The organism is Roseateles sp. P2_H4, from assembly GCF_056403315.1.
Genome location: NZ_JBFUFR010000035.1, coordinates 26,769 through 42,675 on the forward strand (window position 1 = coordinate 26,769; position 15,907 = coordinate 42,675).

General features: G+C 70.5%; 14 protein-coding genes. 10 read left to right on the forward strand and 4 right to left on the reverse strand.

What is annotated here, in order from left to right:
* Positions 1 to 8: 8 nt before the first annotated feature.
* Complete coding sequence (gene tkt / locus AC1DW3_RS23085) at positions 9 to 2,024, reverse strand: transketolase (protein WP_477935285.1); 2,016 nt, start codon at positions 2,022 to 2,024, stop codon at positions 9 to 11.
* 124 nt (positions 2,025 to 2,148) lie between these two features.
* Between tkt and AC1DW3_RS23090 the strand changes: the two genes are divergently transcribed.
* Entirely contained in the window at positions 2,149 to 2,760 is a 612-nt protein-coding gene (locus tag AC1DW3_RS23090; protein ID WP_477935287.1) for a hemerythrin domain-containing protein, read from the forward strand.
* Here AC1DW3_RS23090 and AC1DW3_RS23095 read toward each other — a convergent pair.
* The 3 genes from AC1DW3_RS23095 to AC1DW3_RS23105 form a co-directional block, all read right to left on the reverse strand.
* Positions 2,757 to 5,828 carry a P-loop NTPase fold protein gene (locus tag AC1DW3_RS23095; RefSeq protein ID WP_477935288.1) on the reverse strand — a complete coding sequence of 1,024 codons (3,072 nt, stop codon included), beginning with the start codon at positions 5,826 to 5,828 and terminating at the stop codon, positions 2,757 to 2,759. The genes AC1DW3_RS23090 and AC1DW3_RS23095 overlap by 4 nt on opposite strands.
* Positions 5,829 to 5,868: 40 nt before the next feature.
* Entirely contained in the window at positions 5,869 to 9,015 is a 3,147-nt protein-coding gene (locus AC1DW3_RS23100; RefSeq protein WP_477935289.1) for a diguanylate cyclase, read from the reverse strand.
* A gap of 65 nt (positions 9,016 to 9,080) precedes the next feature.
* On the reverse strand, positions 9,081 to 10,061 hold the full coding sequence (locus tag AC1DW3_RS23105) for a potassium channel beta subunit family protein (protein ID WP_477935290.1): 981 nt from the start codon (positions 10,059 to 10,061) through the stop codon (positions 9,081 to 9,083).
* 123 nt (positions 10,062 to 10,184) lie between these two features.
* Here AC1DW3_RS23105 and AC1DW3_RS23110 point away from each other — a divergent pair, with 123 nt between their 5' ends.
* The 9 genes from AC1DW3_RS23110 (at position 10,185) to AC1DW3_RS23150 (ending at position 15,897) form a co-directional block, all read left to right on the forward strand.
* On the forward strand, positions 10,185 to 10,928 hold the full coding sequence (locus AC1DW3_RS23110) for a substrate-binding periplasmic protein (protein ID WP_477935291.1): 744 nt from the start codon (positions 10,185 to 10,187) through the stop codon (positions 10,926 to 10,928).
* A gap of 7 nt (positions 10,929 to 10,935) precedes the next feature.
* Positions 10,936 to 11,664, forward strand: a complete 729-nt coding sequence (locus tag AC1DW3_RS23115; RefSeq protein ID WP_477935292.1) for a substrate-binding periplasmic protein — start codon at positions 10,936 to 10,938, stop codon at positions 11,662 to 11,664.
* Between the two features lie 15 nt (positions 11,665 to 11,679).
* Entirely contained in the window at positions 11,680 to 12,861 is a 1,182-nt protein-coding gene (locus tag AC1DW3_RS23120) for an FAD-dependent monooxygenase (protein WP_477935295.1), read from the forward strand.
* Complete coding sequence (locus AC1DW3_RS23125) at positions 12,862 to 13,257, forward strand: GNAT family N-acetyltransferase (RefSeq protein WP_477935298.1); 396 nt, start codon at positions 12,862 to 12,864, stop codon at positions 13,255 to 13,257. It begins immediately after the preceding gene.
* A gap of 10 nt (positions 13,258 to 13,267) precedes the next feature.
* Positions 13,268 to 13,876 carry a hypothetical protein gene (locus AC1DW3_RS23130; protein WP_477935300.1) on the forward strand — a complete coding sequence of 203 codons (609 nt, stop codon included), beginning with the start codon at positions 13,268 to 13,270 and terminating at the stop codon, positions 13,874 to 13,876.
* Positions 13,873 to 14,334 carry a metallophosphoesterase family protein gene (locus AC1DW3_RS23135; protein ID WP_477935302.1) on the forward strand — a complete coding sequence of 154 codons (462 nt, stop codon included), beginning with the start codon at positions 13,873 to 13,875 and terminating at the stop codon, positions 14,332 to 14,334. The genes AC1DW3_RS23130 and AC1DW3_RS23135 overlap by 4 nt, the downstream gene beginning before the upstream one ends.
* Before the next feature lie 27 nt (positions 14,335 to 14,361).
* Positions 14,362 to 14,859, forward strand: a complete 498-nt coding sequence (locus AC1DW3_RS23140) for a GAF domain-containing protein (RefSeq protein ID WP_477935304.1) — start codon at positions 14,362 to 14,364, stop codon at positions 14,857 to 14,859.
* A complete protein-coding gene (locus AC1DW3_RS23145; protein ID WP_477935306.1) occupies positions 14,856 to 15,263 on the forward strand; it encodes a response regulator in 408 nt (135 codons plus the stop codon). The genes AC1DW3_RS23140 and AC1DW3_RS23145 overlap by 4 nt, the downstream gene beginning before the upstream one ends.
* A 67-nt stretch (positions 15,264 to 15,330) precedes the next feature.
* On the forward strand, positions 15,331 to 15,897 hold the full coding sequence (locus tag AC1DW3_RS23150) for a hypothetical protein (RefSeq protein ID WP_477935308.1): 567 nt from the start codon (positions 15,331 to 15,333) through the stop codon (positions 15,895 to 15,897).
* Positions 15,898 to 15,907 lie beyond the last annotated feature (10 nt).

Sequence of the window (15,907 nt, forward strand, 5' to 3'; positions counted from 1 at the left end):
CTGCGGCATCACTTCTTCTTCAAGACCGCTTTGACGGTGGCGGCGACGTTCTCGGGCGTGAAGCCGAAGTGCTTGAACAGCACGCCGGCCGGAGCAGACTCGCCGAAGGTGTCGATGCCGACGACGGCGTCGACACCGTACTTCCACCAGAAATCGCTGACGCCCATCTCGACGGCCACGCGCGGCAGGCCCTTGGGCAGCACGCTCTTCTTGTAGTCCTTGTCCTGGCGGTCGAAGACGTTGGTCGACGGCATGGAGACGACGCGCACCTTGACGCCCTGTTCGGCCAGCAGGGCCTTGGCGGCCATGGCCAGCTGCACCTCGGAGCCGGTCGCGATGATGACGGCCTGGGCCTTGCCCTTGGCAGGCTCGGCCAGCACGTAGGCGCCCTTGGCGATCTCGTCGACGTTGGTCTTGGGCGAGTAGCTCAGGTTCTGGCGGCTCAGGGCCAGCAGGCTGGGGCGCTGGGCGTTGCCGATGGCCATGGTCCAGGCGACGACGGTTTCGGTCGTGTCGGCCGGGCGCCAGACGTCCAGGCCCGGGATCAGGCGCAGCGAGGCGACATGCTCGACGGACTGGTGGGTCGGGCCGTCTTCACCCAGGCCGATGGAGTCGTGCGTCATCACGTGGATGACGCGGGTCTTCATCAGCGCGGCCATGCGGATGGCGTTGCGGCTGTAGTCGCTGAAGGTCAGGAAGGTGCCGCCATAGGGGATGAAGCCGCCGTGCAGCGCGACGCCGTTCATGATGGCGGCCATGCCGAATTCGCGCACGCCGTAGTTGATGTGGCGGCCGTTGTTGGGCTTGCCATCGGCCTCGAAACGCAGCGCCGGCGTGGACGAGGTGTTGGTCAGGTTGGAGCCGGTCAGGTCAGCGCTGCCGCCCAGCATTTCGGGCAGGGCCAGCGTGAAGGCTTCGAGGGCCAGTTGGCTGGCCTTGCGGCTGGCGACGGTCTGCGACTCGGCATGGGCCTTGACGACGGCGTCGACGGCGATCTGCGCGAAGTTGGCGGGCAGCACGCCGGCCATGCGGCGCTGGAACTCGGCGGCCAGCTCGGGGTGGGCTTCGGCATAGGCGTCGAAGCGCGTGTCCCACTCGGCCTCAATCTTGTCGCCACGCTCCTTGGCGTCCCAGGCCGCATAGACCTCGGCCGGCACGGAGAAGGGCTCGTGCTCCCAGGCAAGGGCCTCGCGGGTCAGCTTGATCTCTTCCGCACCCAGCGGCTCGCCATGGGCCTTGGCCGTGTTGGCGCGGTTGGGCGAACCCTTGCCGATGGCCGTCTTGGCGATGATCAGCGTCGGCTTGTCGGTGCTCTCCTTGGCCTTGCCGATGGCGTCGTCGAGGGCGTCGACCTCATGACCGTCCACCGGGCCGATGACGTGCCAGCCATAGGCCTGGAAGCGCTTGGCCGTGTCGTCGGCGAACCAGGGCGCGACCTGGCCATCGATGCTGATGCCGTTGTCGTCGTAGATGGCGATCAGCTTGTTCAGCTTCCAGGCGCCAGCCAGCGAGGCGGCCTCGTGGCTGATGCCTTCCATCAGGCAGCCGTCGCCCAGGAAGACATAGGTGTGGTGATCGACGATCTCGTGGCCTTCGCGGTTGAAGTCACGTGCCAGCAGCTTCTCGGCCAGCGCCAGGCCGACGGCGTTGGTCACGCCCTGGCCCAGCGGGCCGGTCGTCGTCTCGATGCCGGGGGTGACGCCCACTTCGGGGTGGCCCGGCGTCTTGCTGTGCATCTGGCGGAAGTTGCGCAGCTCGGCTATGGGCAGGTCATAGCCCGTCAGGTGCAGCAGTGCATAGATCAGCATCGAGCCGTGGCCGTTGGACAGCACGAAACGGTCGCGGTTGGCCCAGTGCGGGTTGGCCGGGTTGTGCTGCAGATGGTGGCCCCACAGCGCGACGGCGATGTCGGCCATGCCCATGGGCGCTCCGGGGTGGCCGGAGTTGGCCGCCTGCACCGCGTCCATCGCGAGGGCGCGGATCGCGTTGGCCATGAGGGTGGGGGAGGCGGTCGATGCAGTCATGGCCGGGGCTTTCTTGGGCTGGAGGAGCAAAACCAGGGATTTTACGGGGGTGCCCTGGGTGGGCATTGCCGGGGCCTTGATCCAGCGCAACACCAGCCGCCCCGCGAAGCGCGACGCTTGGGGCATGTCTGCCTCGCCCATGCCCCTGGCGGTGCGCGTCATCCGCGCCGAGCACGACGCCCTGGCCGCGATGCTGCGCACCCTGCCCCTGCTGCTCGATGCCCAGAAGCGCGCGGGCGTACCGCCCGACTTCGCAGCGCTGCGGGCCATGCTGTTCTACGTCGACGAATTTCCGGAACGCTTGCATCACCAGAAGGAAAGCGAGCTGCTCTTCCCCAAGCTGCGCGCGCTGGCGCCCGAGCTGCGCGAGACGCTGGACGAGCTGGAGGTAGACCACGCCCAGGGCGAGCGCGCCATCCGCGAACTGCAGCACAGCCTGCTGGCCTGGGAGCAGATGGGCGACGGCCGGCGCGAGAAGTTCGAGCAGCAGCTGAAGGTCTACTCGGCACGCTATCTGCGCCACATGAAGCGCGAGGAGACGGCCATCCTGCCGCGGGCGGTGGCCCTGCTGTCCGCGGACGACTGGGCCGACCTCGACGAAGCCTTCGGCAGCCACCAGGACCCGCTGGCCCCGCGGGCCGGGCAGCCGGTGGACGAGGCCTATGCGCCGCTGCGGCAGCGCATCCTGGCGGTGTTGCCGGCGCCGTTCGGGTGGGGGCCGGCGCTGGGCGCTTAGAAGGCGGGATCGGGCAGACTGGCAGCGGCCGCCTCGCCACGCTCCCAGGCACGCAGCGTGAAACGAAAGCCCACGTCGTTGCGGATTTCCTGGCGACCTACCCCTCGCATCGACGCGGACCGCATTGCCGCCGGCGGATCGGCGAAAGAACCGCCGCGCAGCGACAGGGCCTCTGCGCTCGAGCCGTCGCGCCCCTCGAGCGAGGGCCAGTCGGCGCAGATTTCGGCCACATTGCCATGCATCTCGTACAGCCCCCAGGGATTGGGTGGCAGGCTGGCCACCGGCGCCGGCCCGGCGCTCAGCATGCGGACCTGGCCGGCATTCACGCTAACGCCAAAGGCCCAGGGCGTGACCGTGCCCGCCCGGCAGGCGTACTCCCATTCGACTGCACTGGGCAGTTGCACCCTGCAAGGCGGCAGCAGCCGCGCGAGCCGACGCAGGAACTCGAAGACCTGTTCCGGAGCGACGCCCCTGACGGGCTCGTTGTCATCGTCTCCGTTGCGGCTCGGGGGCATCTGCTCGGGCATCAAGGTCCACCACAGCACCCGGGTGCAGGCTGTGTCGGCCATCCAGAAGCCGGTGTGCAGACTGGCCGGCGCCGGCAAGGGTTCGTCGGACATGCGGCCTGCCTCATCAGAGGGAGAGCCGCTCAGGAAACTGCCCGGCTCCATCCAGCGCAAGCGCTGCGTGACCGGGTGCGAGCCACTGTCACGCGTGATCGTCAGCAACGCGAAAACACCGAAGCGGGGTTCCGCACCCGCTCTCAGCACCACCTTGTAGTCCTCCACGCGCTGGGACGAGATCTCCTCGATCGATGCCTGCCAGCCGCTAGGCACCTGCCAAGCCGCCGCCGCAGCGACGTCGCGCGTCGCCAGCGACACACGCAGGTCGCGGTCCAGCATCGGCGCCAGCACATAAGGCGACAGCGAATCCTCTTTTTCCACCCGGACCCGGCTCGCCCAGCTGGGTCGACGCAGCACCGCATGCAAGGGTGCGCCGAAGGCCCGCAGCAGCTCGATCGCCATGGCCTGCGACAGATGAGGCCGCAGCTCGCGCAGCACCTGCTCCACGGCACCCGGTGGCATGCCCTCCTCCATCCAGTCTCCGATGCGGGCGAACCACGGCGAGCTGCGCAGCAGCTCCCAGAACCCCACTGGCAGGCTGCGGCCGCGCAGCACTTCGCCCTCCTTGGAAAGCGCAAAGCGCACCAGCTCCAGGTTGCCCGAGACCAGGGCTTCGAGCAGGCCGCGCTCGTCCTCCAGCCTGACCTCGGCTGCTGCGGGTGAGGTGGAGGTGGCGGTGGGTGAAGCGGCAGCAGGCTCCGCGACGAACGACGGTTGAGCCGGCAGGGTGACCGCGGGAGCGACCAGCGGTTCGGTCGCCGCCGGCATCGCGACGACAGGCGGTTGCGGCGGCGCGACCGGCGTCACGACGACGCCCACCTCTGGCGGCATCTCGACCGGCTCCGGCGCCTTGTCCTCGGCCTTGGCCTCGGTGAAGGCCAGCAGGGCGCCGAGTTGTGTCGACGTCAGCGGCGCCTTCTGCCTCAGCTCGCCCACCTGGGCCAGCAGCTCCAGCAGGTCGAAGCCCGAGCGGTTCTGCAACGCCGCCGCGCAGAAGTCGGGCAGGCGCAACAACACGAGGCGGTAGTTCAGCTCGGCCGGCGACGCCACCGCGCGCACCTCGCTGGCCAGTTGCTCGCGCAGCGCATCGAGGTCGCGCAGGCGGGCGTCGGCGCGCCAGTCGGCCAGCGTCATCAGCAGCGTCGGGCCGCGCAGGCGCACGTAGCGGTAGAGCGCCGGCGTGAACAGCTGCAGCGCGCAGACGATGGCCAGCCAGTGCCGCCGCTCGGCGCCGTTCCCACCCACCGTCGAGGCGAGCTGGTCCGCCATCTCCAGCAGGTTGATCATGCGATGCAGCTTGCGCGGCACCGACGGCGTGATGGCCGCCACCAGCCGCGCCAGTTCGTTGGGCCGGCCGTCGATGGCAAACAGTTCGGCATGCCTGAACGCGAGGAAATCCTCGGCCTCGGCGCGCGTCGGCCGCGGCAGCCGCACCGGCAGGTGCACGAGCTTCTCGAGGTACTCCGCACCCGTGATGGGCGTCATGCCCTCCTTGCCCTGCAGCGCGTAGTCGCGGTAGCGGTGCGCGATGCCGCGCTCGACGACCTCCTCGTCCAGCGCCAGCACGAAGGCACAACCCTCCACCTCCAGGAAGAGCTTGACCGCTTCCAGCACCTCGACAGCCTTGTCGGGCAGGCAGCGATCGAGGTCGTCAACGAGGAAGACGAGGTTGAGCCTGAAGTCCGCCTCCTGCGGCGACTCGCCGGTCATCACCCAGGCCCACTTCGTGCGGAACCAGTATTGCGTGCGCGGCCACCAGCCGGAGCCGCCGTATTTGAGCCGCTCACGATGCAGGGCCAGGGCACTGGGATTGCGGCCGGTCACCGCCTTGAGATGCTCGAGAAAGTCGTAATAGAGGCTGTGCAGCTGATCGCCCGGCAAATCGAGGCGGCGGGCGCGCTTCAGTGCCTTGCCGTGCTCCGACCAACGCCGCCAGACCGACGGCTTGGCCTGGCCGGCTTCGGACTTCAGCTCGGGCAGCTTGAGGACGACACCCTGCGTGGCCAGCGCCGTCTGCAGCAGTTCACGGCCACCGTGCTGATAGACGGTTTGTGCCAGCTCGCCGAGCAGCAACACCCGGTCGGACAGCTTCTCGCTGCGACGCGTGGGTTCGTCGACGCTGTCGTCCAGCGCCTTGCGCAGGCATTGCTGGGCCACCCGCAACAGCGGCACCAGCAGATGCTCCTCACGCTCGTAGCGCCAGGCGTTGAAGGGCACGATGACGTTGAGGAGCTGCTTGCCGTCTCCGGTCGGCAGCGCTTCGGCCACCGCCTGCAACAGCCGGCTCTTGCCCGCACCCCATTCGCCGAAGACGCCGATGACCAGGGCTGGCTCGGTGCTGCTGCCGGCGCCGGGCTCCAGGCTGGCCGACAGCTCGTCGACGAGGCGCCCGGCCAGCGCCGCATGGCCGAAGGACAGGGGTGGGGCGGCGGCAGGTGGCTGCATGGCGGCGATATTAGGGATCGCCGTCAGCCAAGGCCAGCCCTCAGGCGCGCCCTGACCGCAGCAGCGTCAGCCGCCCGCTGGCAGCCCAGCTGTCGAGCGGCCGGCGGATGTCCTGGCGCAGCTCGTCCTCGCTGCCGGCCTCGGCATCGAGCAAGCCGACCCAGGCATTGCGGCCGGTGTCCTTGGCGTCGTACAGCGCCGCGTCGGCCAGGTCGATGGCGGCATGCCAGTCYAGCGCACGCGGCAGGCTGGCGCACAGCGGGAAGGCCGAAAAACCGACCGAGCAGGTCAGCACCAGGCGCAGCTCCCCGCCGAGCTCGAAGGGCTGGGCCACGATGGCCTGGCGGGCGCGCTCGGCCAGCTCGGCCGCACGGCGGCGCGGCGTGCCGCGGGCGACGATGAGGAATTCCTCGCCGCCCCAGCGCACCAGGTAGTCGGTGGCGCGGAAGACCTGCTCCAGCCGGCCGCGCATCTGCATCAGCACGGCGTCGCCGGCCATGTGGCCATGGGCGTCGTTGATGCGCTTGAAGTGGTCGATGTCGATGAGGAAGAAGAGCAGGTCCTGCTCGTTGTCACCCTCGTTGCGAGCGGCCATTGCATCGGCGTGCGGCTCGTAGTGGCGCAGCGTGAGCGCGGCGTCGGCGGGCATCTGGCGATCGAGGAAGCGGCGGTTGCGCAGGCCGGTCAGCGGGTCGGTGAGGCTGGCCTCCTCCAGTTCGAGGGACTTGGCCGTCAGCGCCGCCGTGGCGGCCTCCAGCGCCTCGGTGCGTTCCTGCACGCGCGCCTCGAGCACGCGGCGGTGGCGCAGCAGCAGCCGCGTACGCATGCTGACGATGCAGGCGACCAGGCCGACGGCCGCGATGACGGCCAGGGCCAGCGCCCAGCGCGTCTGCCACCAGGCCGCGCGCACGTCGACGCCGATCTTCAGCTCGTTGGGGCTCCAGGCGCCGTCGCGGTTGCTGCCCTGCACGAGCAGCTGGTAATGGCCGGGCGCGAGGTTGGTGTAGGCCGCCGCGCGGCCCAGCGGGCCGGCGTCGATCCAGCCGGCGTCCAGGCCCTGCAGCCGGTAGCGGTAGCGGTTGCGGCCCGGCTGGCTGTAGTCCAGCGAGGCGAAGGCCAGGCTCAGGCCGCGCTCGCCGGGCGCCAGCACGATGTCGGCGCCGCTGGCGGGCAAGGGGCGCTCCCCGCCATCGATGCGCAGTTCTGAAACGACCAGCGGCGGCTTGTAGGTCCAGGGCGCGAAGCGTTCGGGGTCGATGACGAGCAGGCCGCGGGCACCGCCGAACATCATGCGGCCGTCGTCCAGCTTGGCGTAGGAGCGGAACCAGCCGGTGCCGAGGTCGGCGCCATCGGCCGCACCCAGCTCGCGGCGTTCGCCGCTGTGCGGGTCGTACATATTGCGCTGCGACCAGATGCGACCCTGCTTGTCGAACAGCAGGTTGGCGCCGAAGGCCCCGCCGATGTCGGAGGCGCCGACGACCTCGAAGCGCGCCTTCTTGCCGTCGCTGTCGATGAGGCGGTGCAGGCCGGTGCCGGTATCGACCCAGAGCCGCCCGGCCAGGTCGACGGCCATGCCGAGCACGGTCTGGCCGGTCAGGCCCACGGGCTCCACCCATTCGGCCACGGGCTCGTCCGAGCCGGGCTTGGCAACGCGGAACAGGCCGGCCGCGCCGCCGGCCCACAGGCTGCCGTCGGGCAGCGTGGCGAAGGCATTGACCTCGCCGGTGCCGCCCACCAGGCCGCCCGTCGGGATGGGGCGCATCTGCGGGTGCTGGGGCGTCCAGCGCATCAGGCCGTCCAGCGTCGCGATCCACAGCGCGCCGTCTTCGGTCGGCTGGAAGCGCCGCGGCACCGCGTTGCCGCTGCGCAGCGTTTCCTTCCAGCGGCCCTGGCTGTCGAAGCGCAGCAACTGGGTGTCGATGGCGACCCAGACGGCGCCGTCCTTGGTCTGCCCCAGCGCGTTGACGCGGCCCGGCGGCAGGCCACCGCCGCCCTGAGCGACCAGGCCGAGCGGCATCAGGTCGCGGTCGCGGCGTTCGATGCCGCCGGCCAGCGTGCCCAGCCAGATCTCGCCGTTGTCCAGCTGCAGGATGCTGCGCACGTCCAGGCCGCCGGAGACCGAGCCGACCGCCTCGCGCACCATGGACAGGCCGGGCAGCGAGGGCACATGGCGCATCAGGCCGCCGCCATAGCTGCCGGCCCAGACGGTGCCCGAGGGGTCGCGCATCAGCGCGCGCACGTCGCTGCGCGGCGCGGTGCCGGCGCCGGTGGCGGGCAGGCGCTCGATCAGCGCTCCGTCCGTCGCACGCCGGCGCGACACGCCCGAGGCGTCACCGAACCACAGTTCATCGGAATCCGGCTGGGCCATGGCCATGACCGGCCAGGCCCCCGAGGTGGCACCCGGCTGGGCGCCGGGGCTGAAGGGCAGCGGCTGGCCGCTGGGCGACAAGGCGCGCAGGCGGCCCTGCGCCGTGCCGATGATGATGCGGCCATCGACGGCCTCGCTGATCATCGTGATGAGCTGGTCGCCCACGCCGACGTCCAGCGTCTCGATGGGGCCGTCGGCCGCCTTGCGGGCCAGGCCGCGCCAGGTGCCTATCCACAGCGTGCCCTGGCGGTCGACGAGCAGGGTCTGCACGCGCGTGTCGGGCAGGCCGTCTTCCTTGCCGCGCTGGTGGGTGAAGCGCTGGTTCTTGACGTCGAAGCGGTCCAGGCCGCCGCTGCCGCCTATCCACAGCGTGCCGTCCTTCTCGAGCGCGAAGGTGCGCACGGTGTTGGCGGCAGGCGCCGTCTCGTCGGCCGACTTGCCGTCGCGCGCCCAGCGGTCCCAGCGGCCGGTGGCCACGTCCAGGCGTACCAGGCCGCTGTTGCCGGCGGCCACCCACATCCAGCCGCGCGGGTCGGGCAGCATGGCGCGCACGAACTGCTCGGGCAGCAGCTGGCCGTCGGGGCCGCTCAGGGGGTAGCGGCGGAAGGCATAGCCGTCGAAACGCAGCAGGCCCTCGGGCGACCCGGCCCACAGCAGGCCGCGGGCGTCCAGCGCCAGCGCCGAGACGACGTTGTCCCGCACCGCACCCGGCTCCCCGATGGGTTCGAAGCGCGGCACGACGGCATGCGCCATCGTGGCCAGCAGGCTGGCAGCGATCAGCAGGGTTGCAGCGCACCCTTTTGTTATCAGGACCCTCATACCGGCATTCTCAGGCACCGAAAGGGCCCTCATTGCCGGGTCTTGCCCTCAGAGAACGTGAATGATCACTGCGCCAAGGGTTTGGCGATGGCGTCGATGCGTTCCAGGATTTCCGGCGTGAGCTTGGGCGTCACCGCCAGCGCGCCGAGGTTGTCGTGCAGCTGCTCGATGCGGCTGGCGCCCAGGATGACGGTGGACACGCGCGGGTTGCGGTTGATCCAGGCGATGGCCAGCTGGGCCGTGTTGCAGCCGAGTTCGGCGGCGATCTCGGCGAGCTTGCCGACGGCGTCGTTCTTGGCCTTGTCCTGCAGCTGCTCGCGCATCCAGGCCATGTTCTCCAGCGCGCCGCGGCTGCCTTCGGGAATGCCGGCGCGGTATTTGCCGGTCAGCAGGCCCGAGGCCAGCGGGCTCCAGGTCGTCAGGCCCAGGCCGATGTCGTCATACAGGCGGGCGAACTCCTGCTCCACCTTGCGGCGGTGGAAGAGGTGGTACTGCGGCTGCTCGACGACGGGCTTGTGCAGATGATGGCGCTCGGCGATCTCCCAGGCGGCGCGGATGTCGGCGGCGCTCCACTCGCTGGTGCCCCAGTACAGCGCCTTGCCCTGGCGAATGATGTCGCTCATGGCCCAGACGGTTTCCTCGATGGGCGTGTGGGGGTCGGGGCGGTGGCAGTAGATGAGGTCCAGGTGCTCGAGCTGGAAGCGCTTCAGCGACGCGTCGACGGCCTGCATCAGGTATTTGCGGTTCAGCGTGTCCTTGCGGTTCACCGTCACGCCGTCACGCGCCAGGCCCCAGAAGAACTTGCTGGAGACGATGTAGTCGAGCCGGTTCCAGCCCAGGGCCTTGAAGGCCTGCCCCATGACGACCTCGCTCTCGCCTTGGGCATAGACCTCGGCGTTGTCGAAGAAGTTGATGCCGGCGTCGAAGGCCGCGGCCAGCATCTCGGTGGCGGCCTTGGTGCCGACCTGGTTGTGATACGTGACCCAGGAGCCGAGGGAGAGTTCGGAAACCTGGAGGCCGGCGCGGCCGAGACGGCGGTATTGCATGAAGTGGTCCTGGGGGGCGGAGTGCGGAAAAGCGACAGCTTAAGCCGGCCTGCCCAGGCTTGCCGGCGCATGGCCACAATGCCCTCGAGCGTGCCGGGGGCGGCGCGCAACGGGATGAAGACGATGGCGCGGATGTCGAGGCGCGGCCTGCTGCTGGGCCTGGCTGCTGCCGGTGTGGCGGCCGGGCCGGCGCGCGCCGACGACCCGCCGCTCTTCGTGCTCATCGACGGCAGCATCGAGATGCCCCAGGCCCTGTTCAAGGACGGGCGGCCCGTCGATGGCCTGCAATACCTGCTCGCGCTGGAGCTCGGCCAGCGCCTGGGCCGCAGCGTGCGCTTTCGCCTCGTGCCGCGGCGGCGCATCGCCCAGCTGCTGGGCGAAGGCCAGGAGGCCGACCTGATCTGCAACTACATCCCCGGCTGGCTGCCCGGGCAGCTGCAGTGGAGCCGCCCCTACCTCGACGACGCCGACATGCTGGTCACCGCGGCCCGCCGCCCGGCCCCGGCCCAGTTGCAGGACGTGACCGGCCGGCGCATCGGCACGGTGTCGGGCTTCCTCTACCCGGAGACCGAGACCGCGCTGGGGTCGAGCTTCATGCGTGATGACGCGCCCAACCTGATCACCAACCTGCGCAAGCTCGCCTCGGGGCGCATCGACCACGCCATCGTCGGCCGCGTCACCTTCGAGTATCTGCAGCGCCGTGGCGAGGTACCGCTGGAGCTGCACCCGCCGCTGGTCATCGCGCGGCTGCGCACGGCCTGTGCGCTGTCACCGCGCAGCAGCCTGCCCCTCACCCAGCTCGACGCGGCACTGGCCGCCATGCAGGCCGACGGCGGCCTGACGCGCATCCTCGAACGCTTCCGCTGAGGCCCGCATGCGGCTGACACGGCGCCACCTGTTGCTGGCCCTGGGCGCGCCAGCCGTCGCGGCTGCGGACGAGGCGGCCCTGGTCGTGCTCATCGACAGCAGCGTGCAGATGCCCCAGGCCCTGATCCGCGACGGCCAGGTCGTCGACGGGCTGCAGCACGACATCGCGCTGGAGCTGGGCCAGCGCCTGCACCGCGCGCTGCGCTTTCGCGTCGTGCCGCGCCGCCGCGTCGGCCCGCTGCTGCTGGCCAGCGACGAGGCCGACATGATCTGCACCTATCTGCCCGCCTGGCTGCCCGGGCCGCTGCAATGGAGCCGGCCTTTTCTCGACGACGGCGAACTGCTGGTCACGGCCAGGCGCCGGCCGGCGCCGGCGCGGCTGCAGAACGTCGCCGGCCAGCGCATCGGCACCATCGCAGGCTTCGAGTACGCCGAGGTCGCCGCGGCGCTGGGCGCCGGCTTCGTGCGCGACGACGGGCCCAACCTGGAGAGCCTGCTGCGCAAGCTGGCCCTGGGCCGCGTCGACCACGCCCTCGTGGGCCGCGCCAGCTTCGAATACCTGCTGCGCCGCGGCGAGGTGCCGCTGGCCCTGCACCCGCCGCTGGTCGTCACGCACTGGCGCACCTGTTGTGCACTGTCGCCGCGCGCCGCCGTGTCGCTGACCGATCTGGACGCCGCGCTGGCGGTCATGCAGACCGACGGCAGCCTGGCCCGCATCGTCGACCGCTACCGATGATCTATCGTTGAGGGCATGAAGTTCGCCGTCATCGGCGCAGGCCCCGCCGGCCTCGCCCTCGCCCTGCTCGCCGCCGAACGCCTCGCGGGCGCCGAAATCCACCTCTTCGACACCCGCGCCCTCGACCGTGACATCAGCGGCGACGCGCGCACGCTGGCCCTCAACCTCGGCAGCATCCGGTTGCTGCAGCGCCTGAACGCCTGGCGGCCAGAAGACGCCCAGGCCATCCGCACCGTGCACGTCAGCCAGGCTCCGCCCTCGCCCATCGCCGGGGAAGTGCGCATCAGCGCCGCCGAACAAGGCCTGCCCCAGCTCGGCGCCGTGCTGCCCTATGGCGCCCTCGTCGCGCCGCTGCAGCAGCGCTGGCTGGATTTGGCGGAGACGCAACGCGAACGGTTGTTCACGCGCTTTGCGACGCCGGTGCACGCGATCCGCTCCGATGCGACGGGCGTGGAGCTGGACTGCGGCGAAGGGCCGGTCGTCGACCGTTTCGACCTCGCCGTCGTCGCCGAGGGTGGTGTGTTCGCCGAGCAGGACAGGAAGTCCATCACCAGCGACTACCACCAGAACGCCTGGGTCGGCCAGGTGCGCCTCGCGCCGCCCGGCCTGCAGGGCCTGGCCATCGAGCGCTTCACGCGCAACGGCCCGCTGGCGCTGCTGCCCCTGCCCGACGACGCCCAGGGCCCACGCGCGGCCCTGGTCTGGTGCCTGCCACAGGCCGAGGACGACATCGCCACGCTGAACGACGCCCAGCGCCTCGTCGTCATCCAGCAGCAGCTGCCGGCCGCGGCAGGCCAGTTGACCGGCATCTCGCCACTGAAATGCTTCCCCCTCGGCCTCAATGCCGAGACGCGGCTGCTGCAAGGCCGGGCCCTGCGCATCGGCAACGCGGCCCAGACCCTGCATCCGGTCGCCGGCCAGGGGCTGAACCTCGGCCTGCGCGACGCCCAGGCGCTGGTGGACGCGCTGCGCGAGGCCGCCGAGACCGGCCAGGGCCTGGACGCCGTGCTGGCCCGCGTCGACTGGCAGCGCGCCCCCGACCGCTGGCCCATGATCGCCGCGACCGACTTCCTCGCCCGCAGCTTCGCCTGGCGGCTGCCGGGGCTGCCGGCGCTGCGCGGCCTGGCGCTGGCCGGTCTCGAGCTGGCCACGCCGCTGAAGAAAGCGCTGGCCCATCGCATGATGTTCGGGGGCTGAATGCAGATCCGACCCATCCAGCCTGACGAAGTCGAAGCCGCACGCGAGCTGCTGGTTGCAAACCAATGGGGGCCGCGCGTGGCCGATGCCGCCGTCTTTGCCGAACTGGTCGGGCGCTCCCAGCTTGCCCTGGCCGCCGTGGACGACGATGGCGAGGTGATCGGCTTCCTGCGCGCCATCACCGACGGCCTCTTCAACGGCTATATCTCCATGGTCGTCGTCGCGGATTCGCACCGTGGCCGCGGCATCGGCAGCGCCCTCGTCAAGGCTGCCATCGGCGACAACGACGAGATGACCTGGGTGCTGCGCGCCGGCCGCGGCGGCGTGGCGGCCTTCTACGAGAAGCTGGGCTTTCAGGTCTCCGAAGTGGCCATGGAACGCAAGCGCAAAACCTGAAGCAAGACTGATGCGACACGCCCTCACCCTGGCCCTGCTGCTGGCCGCCGCCCTGCCGACGCAGGCCCAGCTCATTCCTGCGGCCAAGCCGATTGCCGGCGCCACGCAGGAGGAATGGTCCAAGCGCTGGTGGCACTGGGCCATGTCCTTCGAGGAGGAGGACAGCCCCGTGGCCGACCGCGATGGCAGCCTGTGCGCCAGCGGCCAGTCCGGGCCGGTGTGGTTCCTGGCCGGCACCTATGGCACGGCGCGCACCGTGCGCCGCTGCCGCATTCCGGCGGGCAAGACGCTGTTCTTCCCCCTCGTGAACTTCATCACCTTCCCGCCCGACGACGAGCGCGAAGCCTGCGCCTCGCTGATGCTGCGCGCCGAAACGCTGACCGAGGCGCCCGCGGCCCTGGTACTGGAGCTCAACGGCCGCCGCTTCCCCGGCCTGGAAGCGCACCGCCAGGCCACCAAGGGCTGCTTCCTCGTCGCGCCTGACGACGACGCGCCGGCCGCCGCCAACGGCTATTACGTGGCGCTCGGACCGCTCAAGGCCGGCCGCTACACGCTGAACTTCGGCGGCATCCTGCCCAGCCTGTCGCAGGCGGTGACCTACACGCTGGAAGTGAAGTGATCCGGGTCGGCCTGATCTCCGACACCCACGGCCTGCTCAGGCCCGAGGCGCTGGCCTGGCTGCAGGGGTCGGACTTCATCGTGCATGCCGGAGACATCGGCGACCCGGCCGTGTTGGAGCGCCTGGCGCAGATCGCACCGCTGACCGTCGTGCGCGGCAACAACGACAACGCGCCCTGGGGCCGGGCCTTGCCCGAAGCGGCGCAGCTGCATGCGGGCGGCCTGACCCTGCATGTGCTGCACGACCTGGCCGAGCTCACGATCGATCCGCGCGCGGCCGGCATCGCCGCCGTCATCACCGGCCATTCGCACCAGCCCCACATCGAGACCCGCGACGGCGTGCTCTTCGTCAACCCGGGCAGTGCCGGCCCGCGGCGCTTCAGGCTGCCCATCGCGGCGGGCGAGCTGCGCATCGCCGACGGCCGGGTGCAAGCCCACACCACGGTGCTGGCGGCCTAAACTGCGCCTAACCGTCCCACCCACCGCATGACGCCCGCACCCATTCCCGCCAATGACGCCGAGCGCCTGCGCGTGCTGCGCGAGCTGCTCATCCTCGACACGCCACCCGAGGAGCGCTTCGACCGCATCGTCAGCTTCGCCGCCGAAGAGTTCGACATGCCGATCGCGCTGATCAGCCTCATCGACGAGCGGCGCCAGTGGTTCAAGGCCCGCGTCGGCCTGGATGCCTGCGAGACCTCGCGCGAGATCTCCTTCTGCGGCCACGCCATCCTGCAGCCCGATCTCTTCGAGGTGCTGGATGCCGCGCTGGACCCGCGCTTCGCCGACAACCCCCTGGTCGTCGGCGCACCCTTCATCCGCTTCTACATCGGCGCGCCGCTGGCACTGCCAAGCGGCGCAACCATCGGCACCCTCTGCCTCATCGACACCAAGCCGCGCCACTTCGACATGCTGGACCGCGCCATCTTCGGCACGCTGCGCGACCTGGTCGTCGCCGAACTGGTCGGCCAGGGCGAAAACCCATGACCGCCGTCACGCCCAGCGGCCGGCTGCTGCTGCTCGAGCCGCAGTTCGTGCTGCGCCGCACGGTGTCGACCATGGCGCGTGAAATGGGCTTGGCCGATGTGCAGGAGGCCACCAGCACGGCGATGGCCGAGAAGCTGTTGTTCGAAAGCCGCTACGACGCGCTGCTGATCGCCATCGACGAGGAGGGCGAGGCGCTGGAGCTGTTGCGCCGCCTGCGCGCCGGCGAGGCCTCGCATCCGGCCAACGTGCCGGTGGCGGCGACGGCCGCGTCCTGCGACGTCGAGCTGGCGCTGCGATTGAAGCAGCTCGACGTCTGCCGCCTGCTGCTCAAACCCTTCAAGGTGCGCGGCATGCTGGAGGTCATCTCCGCCCTCGGAGCGCCGGAGCCGCTTGCCGAGCACTGAATAGGCCGGCGCGACCGGCGCTTTTAGGCCCATCGAAGCCACCGCTTCGGCCTAGCATGGGCCACCCATGCCACGCCTTGCCCTGCCCATCGCCGTCCTGCTGGCCACCTTGCTGGCCACCTTGCTGGCCGGCTGCGGCACGCCCAGCCAGCCTCTGCCCATGGCCGTCACGGCGGCCAATGCGCTGCAGATCCGCGGCTGGGTGCCGGATGCGCTGAGGGGCCAAATTGGCGTCGCCACCGTCCAGGGTGGCCAGGAAACCAATCGCTGGTGGGGCTCCAAGGTCAGTGCCGTGGCGCTGCAGCAGGCCCTGGATGAATCGCTGTTCGCCGTCGGCATGAAGCCGCTGTCGCCCGAACCGGCGCCGCGCTTCGAGCTTCAGGCCGAACTGCTGCAGCTGGACCAGCCCCTGGTGCCCGCGCTGGGCGTGACCGTGGGAACCGCCGTGCGCTACACCCTGGTCGACAAGGCCAGCGGCAAGACGGTCTACCAGCGCCGCATCGCCAACACCGACGAGGCCGGCTTCAGCGAGGCCATCGTGTCGCCCAACGAGAGGCTGCGCATCGCCAACGAACGCGCGCTGCGGGCCAATATCGACCTGCTGCTGCGCGATCTGGTCACGCTGAGACCGTAGACGCCTGGCG

Coding starts and splice junctions, on each gene's coding strand:
- tkt (WP_477935285.1), bottom strand. CDS start 2,024: ATGACTGCATCGACCGCCTCCCCCACCCTCATGGCCAACGCGATCCGC.
- AC1DW3_RS23090 (WP_477935287.1), top strand. CDS start 2,149: ATGTCTGCCTCGCCCATGCCCCTGGCGGTGCGCGTCATCCGCGCCGAG.
- AC1DW3_RS23095 (WP_477935288.1), bottom strand. CDS start 5,828: ATGCAGCCACCTGCCGCCGCCCCACCCCTGTCCTTCGGCCATGCGGCG.
- AC1DW3_RS23105 (WP_477935290.1), bottom strand. CDS start 10,061: ATGCAATACCGCCGTCTCGGCCGCGCCGGCCTCCAGGTTTCCGAACTC.
- AC1DW3_RS23110 (WP_477935291.1), top strand. CDS start 10,185: ATGGCGCGGATGTCGAGGCGCGGCCTGCTGCTGGGCCTGGCTGCTGCC.
- AC1DW3_RS23115 (WP_477935292.1), top strand. CDS start 10,936: ATGCGGCTGACACGGCGCCACCTGTTGCTGGCCCTGGGCGCGCCAGCC.
- AC1DW3_RS23120 (WP_477935295.1), top strand. CDS start 11,680: ATGAAGTTCGCCGTCATCGGCGCAGGCCCCGCCGGCCTCGCCCTCGCC.
- AC1DW3_RS23125 (WP_477935298.1), top strand. CDS start 12,862: ATGCAGATCCGACCCATCCAGCCTGACGAAGTCGAAGCCGCACGCGAG.
- AC1DW3_RS23130 (WP_477935300.1), top strand. CDS start 13,268: ATGCGACACGCCCTCACCCTGGCCCTGCTGCTGGCCGCCGCCCTGCCG.
- AC1DW3_RS23140 (WP_477935304.1), top strand. CDS start 14,362: ATGACGCCCGCACCCATTCCCGCCAATGACGCCGAGCGCCTGCGCGTG.
- AC1DW3_RS23145 (WP_477935306.1), top strand. CDS start 14,856: ATGACCGCCGTCACGCCCAGCGGCCGGCTGCTGCTGCTCGAGCCGCAG.
- AC1DW3_RS23150 (WP_477935308.1), top strand. CDS start 15,331: ATGCCACGCCTTGCCCTGCCCATCGCCGTCCTGCTGGCCACCTTGCTG.